Source organism: Actinacidiphila polyblastidii, assembly GCF_036353415.1.
Lineage (GTDB): Bacteria > Actinomycetota > Actinomycetes > Streptomycetales > Streptomycetaceae > Actinacidiphila > Actinacidiphila polyblastidii.
On record NZ_JAZEWV010000073.1, the window covers coordinates 1 to 2,236 of the forward strand.

1 protein-coding gene is annotated in these 2,236 nt (G+C 67.8%); it reads right to left on the reverse strand.

Annotation, left to right across the window (positions count from 1 at the left end):
* On the reverse strand, positions 1–2,236 hold a 2,236-nt coding region (locus V2S66_RS34260), incomplete at both ends, for a bifunctional FO biosynthesis protein CofGH (RefSeq protein ID WP_330801005.1).

The window sequence follows — 2,236 nt, forward strand, 5'->3', positions numbered from 1 at the left end:
CCCGGTTGTCACGCATCGTGGGCCCGGGACGGGCGATGCCCGCCAGATACACCGGGGCGTTGGTGTGGATGAACGGCAGCGTCACGAACTCGGTGAACCCCCCGGTCTCCTGCTGCATCCGCGCCAGCAGCCGCAGATGCCCCAACCAGTGGTGCGGCTGGTCCACATGCCCGTACATCATCGTCGAGGACGACCGCAGCCCCGCCCGGTGCGCGGCCGAGACCACCTCCACCCACGTCTGCGCCGGCAGCTTCCCCTTCGTCAGCACCCAGCGGACCTCGTCGTCCAAGATCTCCGCGGCCGTCCCCGGAATCGAGTCCAGCCCCGCCTCCTTCGCCGCCGCCAGCCACTGCCCCACCGACATCCCGGTCCGCGACGCACCATTGACGATCTCCATCGGGGAGAACGCGTGCACATGCATCCCCGGCACCCGCGCCTTGACCGCCGCGGCGATATCGAAATACGCCGTGCCCGGCAGATCCGGATGGATCCCGCCCTGCATGCACACCTCGGTCGCCCCCACCTCCCACGCCTGCGCGGCACGATCAGCGACCTGCTCCATCGACAACGTGTACGCGTCCGCATCCGTACGCCGCTGCGCGAACGCACAAAAACGACACCCCGTGTAACAGACATTGGTGAAGTTGATGTTCCGCGTCACCACATACGTGACCTCCTCCCCCACCACATCCCGCCGCAACTCATCCGCGATCCGGCACAACGCCTCCAACGCCGGCCCGTCCGCATGCAGCAACGCCAACGCCTGCCCGTCACTGAGCCGGGTGGGATCATCCGCAGCCACCGACAACGCCCGCATCACATCGGCCTCCACCCGGTCAGGGACCATCCCCGGCGCGGCCTGCTCCCGCAACACCTCCCAATCCCCGTACACCGCGTCGAAATCATCACGCCGATCCCCACTGCGCCCCACCGTGTCGATCGTGGCGTGCAGATCCGTACGCCCACTGCCCCCACCGGTGGTGGTGAACGTCTCCTCCGGCTCCTGCCACGCCCGGCCCACCACCACCGCCGCCTCATCGGCCAGACCCGTCACCGCATCAGTCAACGCCGCCACATGCGGCACCACCCGCGGATCGATCCACGGCTCCCCCCGGCCCACGAACTCCGGATACACCGTCAACCGCTCCCGCAACACGAACCCCGCATCAGCAGTCCGCGCAGCCAACTCCTCGATCTGCGGCCACGGCCGCTCAGGATTGACATGATCCGGCGTCAACGGCGACACCCCACCCCAGTCATCGATCCCCGCCGCGATGAACCGCCCGAACTCCCCATCCACCAGATTCGGCGGCGCCTGGATCCGCATCCCCGGCCCCAACACCACCCGCGCCACCGCGATCGCCGCCGCCAACTCCTCCAACTCCGCGTCCGGCATCCCCCCCATCGCCGTCCCCGGCTTCGCCCGGAAGTTCTGCACGATCACCTCCTGCACACCCTGATACGCCCGCGCCACCCGACGGATCGCGAACAACGACTCCGCCCGCTCCACGAACGACTCACCGATCCCGATCAACACCCCCGTCGTGAACGGCACATTCGAACGCCCCGCATCCTCCAACACCCGCAACCGCACCGCCGGCTCCTTGTCCGGCGACCCGAAATGCGGACCCCCCGGCTGCGACCACAACCGCTCCGCCGTCGTCTCCAACATCATCCCCATCGACGGCGCCACCGGCTTCAACCGCTGAAAATCCGACCAGGACAACACCCCCGGATTCAGATGCGGCAACAACCCCGTCTCCTCCAGCACCCGCACCGACATCGCCCGCACATACGCCAACGTGTCGTCATACCCATGCGCGTCCAACCACTCCCGCGCCTGCGGCCACCGCTCCTCCGGCCGATCCCCCAGCGTGAACAACGCCTCCTTGCACCCCAGCGCCGCCCCCCGCCGCGCCACCTCCAACACCTCATCCGGCGACAGGAACATCCCATGCCCCGCCCGCCGCAACTTCCCCGGCACCGTCACAAACGTGCAGTAATGACACTTGTCCCGACACAACCGCGTCAACGGAATGAACACCTTCCGCGAATACGTGATCACCCCAGGCCGACCCACCCCCACCAGACCCGCATCACGAACCCGCCCCGCCACCCCGGACAAACGAACCAGATCATCACCCCGAGCCTGCAACAACACCGCCGCCTCACCCACATCCAACGCCACCCCCTCCCCCGCACGATGCAAAGCACGACGCATGGAACTGACAGTGGG